Source organism: Streptomyces sp. NPDC055287, from assembly GCF_053646035.1.
On sequence record NZ_JBSHNE010000096.1, the window covers coordinates 1 to 6,568 of the forward strand.

The window sequence follows — 6,568 nt, forward strand, 5'->3', positions numbered from 1 at the left end:
ACCAGGTATGAGAAGACCGCCACTTCCTACGAAGCAGCGGTCAGCCTGGCGTCGTTCCTGCTCTGGGCAAGATCACTTTGAAGACGGACCCTAGCTCCAGTCGATGTCAGACTGACGCTCCAGCGGGGTCCGGTCCTCCAGTGACTCCGGGACCACCAGCGTGTCCGCCGTGGTCATCGCGGTGGGGAAGCGCAGGTGGGTCCGCGTCCCGATCTCGGACAGCTTGACCTGGAACACCCGGAACTCGTCCAGTTCGAGGGCTTCGGGCACATCCAGATTCTGCGTCAGCAGGAACGCCTTGCACTTGAGCTTGCCGTCCTCGGAGAAGACGAGCACCTTCCAGAACTCGCGAGGGAGCTTGACCCCCCGGAAGACACGGTCGTCCTCGTGGAAGATCGGGCCGCCGAACACGCTGACCTTGAGCTCGTCGACACGGACGTCTTCGAAGACCGCGTCCTCGAGGTGGCCCCAGATGCCGTTCCGCCCGCTCTGGTTGAAGTCGTCCATCTGCGGAGTGATGTTGGTGTAGAAGAATGAGTCCTTGTTGGCCTTCTTCGCCTCGGGCAGCGAGCCCCACACCACGTCGGCGCGGCGCGCGATGTGGCCGCGGTCGAGCCGGTTGTTGCGGCCCTTGTACAGCTCGTTGCTGACCTGAGCGGCGGCCGGAAGGCGCGGGTCCTTGACGAAGTCGATGCCCTTCCGGTCGAGCTTCTTGAGGGTGCCGCCGTCGATGTTCCAGGCCACCCAGATGGCGAAGCGCCGCGACGTGCTGAGGGCCAGCGAGAAGTGCGTGTAGGGGACCACCTCGGACCCGTTGAGCCGGACAGCGTCCTCCTTGATCGACGGGTGGAGCTGCGGGGTGCCCATGGGTACCGCGAGGAAGCCCGGGTCGTATCCGGTCAGGGCCTCCAGCAATTCGGGGTCCGGCGGTGCGAGGGTGATCTTCAGTTCGTCGAAGACCGCCTGGGGGAAGCAGGCCAGAGCGCGGTCCTCGGGGTCCTCATCCCCCTCACCACCGAAGTGCAGACCGGCCATTACCTCCGTGGGCTTGCCGGAGCGGATCGTGAACATCCAGACCGATCCCGAGTCGCCGGGCAAGCTGATCTCGTCGCCGTCCGCCGGATGCTTGGGGTCAGGGCCTATCTCAAAGCATTCGATCTCGCGCACTCCGACCGGCCCGCCGTAGTTGATGCTGACGATGGCGAAGGGCCTGCTCACCACGCCGTGCGTGACCCCAGTGGTACGGCCGCTCTTGACGACCTTGTCGTCGATCTGCGGTTCGCCCAGCTTCGTCGGCGTGACATCGAGGTCGAGGATGTCCATGGCGAAATCACGGTCCGTAACCGTCGACACGGCGCAGTCGCCGGCCCTGCCGAGGTGGGCGCGCTTGAGCCTGCCGAGACGGTTCAGCGCGATGCGGCTGTCGTCGGCCTTGCCGGGCTGCACGACCACGTCGCCGAGCTCGCCCTTCCGGCCGTTCAGCACGTGCCAGTTACTCAGCAGGCAGGGCGAGCCGTCGTTCCTGTCGAAGGCGATGCACCCGAAGGTGCCGGCTTTCACCTTGACGTTGCCGACGCTCACACCGGGACGGACCGGAGTGACGCGCTTCTGCCGCTTCGGCGTCTCGCCCTCGGCCACCACGAGGAAGTGCGGCTTGTAGGAGCGCTGGACGACATCGGTCGACACCTGAACACCGCCACCTATGTCGATGACCGCGGGGATCTCGGCGGTCTTCAGTTCGTCCAGTCCCTCCGGCTGGACCTTTTTGTCGACCGTAAACTGAAGGGCCAGTTCCTTGCCTCGTTTCCCGTTCCTCTCCTTGTACCCGATACCGATCGAGGACACGTTCGGGTCACTGAGGAAGCCCGATCCCCGGCTACGGATGAACTGCTTGAGGTCGCTGATCAGCTTGTCCTGGCCGCTTGTGGAGGGCCTGGGATTGGCGGACGCACGCTTCTTGGTAGCCATTGAAGGCTCCCTTCACGCATGGAGTTCAGGCGTGACAAGCCCTACCGAAATCATGGGGATCAGCGGTGGTTGAAACCGAAGCGAATGGCCTGAGCTTCCCGCTCTGTCGTGCACTTCCAGCGTACGGCCGGCGTACTGCGCCAGCGCGCCGAGCCCGTCCGGTCCGGCGGCCGGGCCTCGAACATGTACTGCCATGTACTGCGCGGGAAACAGGCGAACATGCAACGATATTTGCTTGCATCGCCTACAACTCTGAACAAGTTTAACGTGGTTTAGGGGGATAAGGCGGGCTATATGCGATGGGAGTAGTAGCCATGGGCAGGCAGATTAACGACGCCTTTGAAACTTACAGGGCAGTCGCTGACAGCGGCCGGGCCGCGGAGCTCGCCGCGACCACGTCTCCGTTCCAGATCGAGGTGCGGTTCCTCGGAGGGCTGACGAACAGCCAGAAGAGCATCTTCGCCGAGGCCGCGGACCGTTGGGCGCGCGTCATCGTGGGAGACCTGGAGACCGCGATCATCAACGACCTCACCGGTAGGGTCGTGATCGACGATCTCTTGATCGACGCTGAAGGCGTGCCGATCGACGGTGTCAACAACGTCCCCAACATACTCGGGCAGGCCGGCCCGACGCGGTTCCGGAGGGACGACGCGGCCAGTGGAGCGGGACTTCCCGTGAAGGGGCGCATGAGGTTCGACAGCGCCGACCTGGCCCAGATGGAGGAGGAGGGCTCACTCCTCGACGTCATCACGCACGAGATGGGGCACGTACTGGGAATCGGAACCGTCTGGAAGGACTTCGGCTTCCTGAAGGACTTCCCCGGCCTCGACCCGACCTTCGTCGGGCCTGGCGCCATGAAGGAGTTCGGCAGGCTCACCGGAGAAGAGTCCGCCCCGGTGCCGGTCGCCAATATCGGCGGCGCCGGAAGCGCGGGCGGCCACTGGCGTGAGAGCGTCTTCGAGAACGAGCTGATGTCGCCGAACATCGATGGCAGCAACAACCCCCTGAGCCGACTGACGGTGGCGAGCCTCGGCGACCTCGGATACACGGTCGATTTCGACGCCGCACAGGCCTACGAGCTTCCAGATCTTCTCGAGATCGCACGCTCCGGCCGCGTTCCGACCTCGGTGCCGGAGCATGTGGTGCTCCCGACCATCCCGACCCGTATCCCGGCCGAGAGGCCCTGACGGACCTTGAGCCCTTTCCAACCTGGCGGCACTGCCGAGGTGTTGATGAGTGAGGGCTGTACGGAACGATGAAGCTCCTGGCAGACGGGTTCTCGACCAAGTTCACCCGTGTCCGCCAGGAGCTTCGCGTGCTTGTCTGCCCGTCCTCGATCGATCTGTCCAGCCGCACTCTGAGACACCTGAGCAGGCAACTCGCCGCCCGGCAGCGAGAGATCGGGACGCGGTGGCGCCGCCTGCCGGCCGGTCGCCAGGACGCTGCTGGACGGGCCACCTGTGGGTGCGGCGATACGTAAGCCCAGCTCGCCGCGGGGTTCGGCATTCAAAATCGCGATTGCGTTCGGCTACATATACACGAGGCCGTCGAGGTGCTGGCCGCCCTCGCCCCGACCCTGACCGAGGCGATTGTGGGCCGACCCGGTGCGGCGAAGCCCGGGCCGGCCACATCTGCTTCCAAGACTGGGCCGTCACCTGACAGCCGCACGATGCTTCCTTGGGCATGAAGCGGCGCCCGGTCTGCCGGACTGCAGCTGGACACTCCGTGGCGGCCGCTAGAAGCTCATGAAGATCTTAGGCGGCTCGGGGAAACCGACTGGTGGAACACCAGCAGGGCGCCCCGAGTCGACCTCACCGATCCCACGCCACTGCTTCAGCCGGTTGAAGCACCGTTCCACGACGTTGCGCCGCTTGTAGACCTGCTTGTTGAAGGCCGGTGGGCGGCCTCCCCGGCTGCCGCGTCGGGCCCGGTTGCGGACCTGGTCGGCCCGCTCAGGAATGGTGTGCGGGATGCTGTGGCGCCGCACCCAGGTTCGGATGGCCTTCGAGCTGTAGCCCTTGTCGCCAACGACGTGTACGGGCCGCACCCGCGGCCGTCCGGGGCCGAGACGAGGTACCCGTATCGCCTCCATCACGGCGGTGAACTGGGTGCAGTCGTTGGTATTGCCGCCCGTGAGCACCAGGGCAGGCGGGCAGCCCAGGCCGTCGCATGCCAGGTGGATCTTGCTACTGCCAGAGCCGGGATCCGTAGACCGAGCGCAGCTGTACGGGCCGGTCTTGCTCATGGAAGCGGTGGGCGGGGGAGTGCCGTACTGGTTGGGTGCCCGGGTGAATGGCGGGGCCTCGGGATTGGTGCCGACGTCGAACCACCGGATACGTCCGCTGCGTACGCTGAACGCAGCGGTGTCCGGTTCCCGCCAGTCCGCGGTAAATGCCTGGACTAAGGACCTCCCCCGACGGGAAACTTCCGACTTACGAACCTCCGGGAGTGTGATGGGGACAACAGACACGCGAGGGCCAGCACCGGGCAGGAGCGCGGTCGTTCTGGCACTGCGCCGCTACGGCCGGGAACTGCTGCGACTACGACGGCTGGCCCTGCCCGCGCTGCTGCTGCCGGCCGTGGGCAACATCGGCATCCGTTACGTCGCCCCCCTGCTGATCGCCAAACTGGCAGGACAGGCCGCTGAATACGGCGGTCTCACCCTCAGCTCGGCGCTGCCGTACGTCCTGGGCTTCGGCGTGACGCTGCTGCTCGCCGAGGTCGTGTGGCGGGTCGGGCAGCACTGCCTGAACCGCGTGGACGCCCTCGGCATGGAACACCTGTACGTGAGCGGCATGGACGAACTCCTCGCCAAGGACGCGGCATTCTTCCACGACAACTTCGCCGGCTCCCTGACCAAACGGGTGCTGAGCTTCGGCAAGCGCTTCGAGGACTTCGTCGACACGGTGACGTACCGGATCGTGGGCAGTCTCGTCCCCCTGGTGTTCGGTGCCGTGATCCTGTGGAGCTACGAACCGATGCTCGTAGCCCCCCTACTTGTGATGATCGTGCTGACCGTGGCAGCCGCGACACCTCTGATCCGTCGCCGGCAGAGGCTCGTCAACGACCGTGAGGCGGCGATCGCCCGGGTCTCCGGCCACGTCGCCGACAGCCTCATGAACATGGAGACCATCCGGGCGTTCGCGGCCGAGCGGCGGGAGGCCGACGAACACCGCAGCCGTGTCGCGGACTCCCGGCGTCTGACGCTGAGGTCGTGGGACTACGGCAATCTGCGCGTCGACACCCTGATCGCCCCCATGTCCGTGCTGACCAACGTGCTGGGCCTGTTGGTCGCCATCGCCTTCGGTGGCCCGGGCCAGGGAGTGGAGGAGGTCGTCGTCGCTTTCACCTACTACTCCAACGCAACCCAGATCATGTTCGAGTTCAACCAGATCTACCGGCGTCTGGAAAGCTCGATGACCGAGGCCGCGCAATTCACGGAGCTGCTGCTGGATCCGCCCACCGTGCTCGACCCGACAAAACCCGAACCGCTCGCACCGCGGGACACAGGCATCCGCTTCGAGGCGGTGACCTTCGCCCACGCGGGCGCGAAGCCGATTTTCCAGGCACTCGACCTGGACGTGCCCGCAGGCGCACGGATCGGTCTGGTCGGCAGGTCCGGCGGCGGCAAGACCACACTCACCCGGCTCCTGCTGCGGATGTCGGACATCGACGACGGACGCATCCTGATCGGCGGTCAGGACATCAGCCGGCTGCGCCAGACCGACCTGCGCTCACTGATCGCCTACGTCCCGCAGGAACCCGCCATGTTCCACCGCAGCCTGCGGGACAACATCGCCTTCGCCCGGCCCAGCGCCACCGACGAGGAGATCCACGCCGCGGCCGCGGCCGCGCACGTCAGGGAGTTCGCCGACCAACTCCCCGACGGCTTCGGCACTCTGGTGGGGGAGCGGGGAGTGAAACTCTCGGGCGGCCAGCGCCAGCGCGTCGCCCTCGCCAGGGCCATCCTGCGCGACGCCCCGATCCTGCTGCTCGACGAGGCGACCAGCGCGCTGGACTCGGAGAGCGAGCTCCTCGTCCAGGACGCCCTGTGGCGGTTGATGGACGGACGTACGGCCTTCGTGGTCGCCCACCGTCTGAGCACCGTCGCCGGCATGGACCGTCTCGTCGTCCTCGACCGCGGAAACGTCGTCGAGCAGGGCACTCACGCGGAGCTGCTCGCGGCGAACGGTGCCTACGCCAAGCTGTGGCAGCACCAGTCGGGCGGCTTCCTCGGCGAGAGCACCGAGTCCGCCCCCGGACATCCGGTCCCGGGAGCCGGCCCCAGTGGGCTGCCCGGACCGGCCGACCCGGTACCGGACGGGGACCGCAGGACGTCGTCGCACGCTCCTACGAGCACCGGGTCCACGTGACCGAGTCGGTTCCGGCCATCCTCGACCGACGGTGGCGTCACGTTGATACATCCGCCGCATGCCGCGAACCGCGAAGGGGAGTAGCGTTACCAAACAACCAATCCCGGGATGAAACACCGGGAGAAAACGACCTCTCAGTGGGCGTTTGAGGTAGGCAGATTGCCCTTGATGCCCTAGTAAGTTCCTCGCCAGGTTGGGGTGGTCTCGTCCGTTATGCGCTTGGCGAG

General features: G+C 66.2%; 3 protein-coding genes and 2 pseudogenes. 3 read left to right on the forward strand and 2 right to left on the reverse strand.

The features are described 5' to 3' along the window. Positions 1-90 precede the first annotated feature (90 nt). Positions 91-1,968 carry a DNA/RNA non-specific endonuclease gene (locus ACWIHY_RS39850; RefSeq protein WP_454381614.1) on the reverse strand — a complete coding sequence of 626 codons (1,878 nt, stop codon included), beginning with the start codon at positions 1,966-1,968 and terminating at the stop codon, positions 91-93. A 314-nt stretch (positions 1,969-2,282) separates the two neighbouring features. On the opposite strand from ACWIHY_RS39850, the gene ACWIHY_RS39855 reads away from it, so the two are divergent. Continuing rightward, positions 2,283-3,155, forward strand: a complete 873-nt coding sequence (locus ACWIHY_RS39855) for a leishmanolysin-related zinc metalloendopeptidase (protein ID WP_454381616.1) — start codon at positions 2,283-2,285, stop codon at positions 3,153-3,155. Between the two features lie 128 nt (positions 3,156-3,283). After that, a pseudogene (locus tag ACWIHY_RS39860) lies at positions 3,284-3,559 on the forward strand (IS5/IS1182 family transposase); the annotation flags it as partial. Between the two features lie 225 nt (positions 3,560-3,784). Here the strand turns inward: ACWIHY_RS39860 and ACWIHY_RS39865 are convergent. Continuing rightward, positions 3,785-4,168: pseudogene (locus ACWIHY_RS39865) on the reverse strand (transposase); the annotation flags it as partial. 253 nt (positions 4,169-4,421) lie between these two features. On the opposite strand from ACWIHY_RS39865, the gene ACWIHY_RS39870 reads away from it, so the two are divergent. Next, positions 4,422-6,341 carry an ABC transporter ATP-binding protein gene (locus tag ACWIHY_RS39870; protein ID WP_454381618.1) on the forward strand — a complete coding sequence of 640 codons (1,920 nt, stop codon included), beginning with the start codon at positions 4,422-4,424 and terminating at the stop codon, positions 6,339-6,341. The last annotated feature ends 227 nt before the right edge of the window (positions 6,342-6,568 follow it).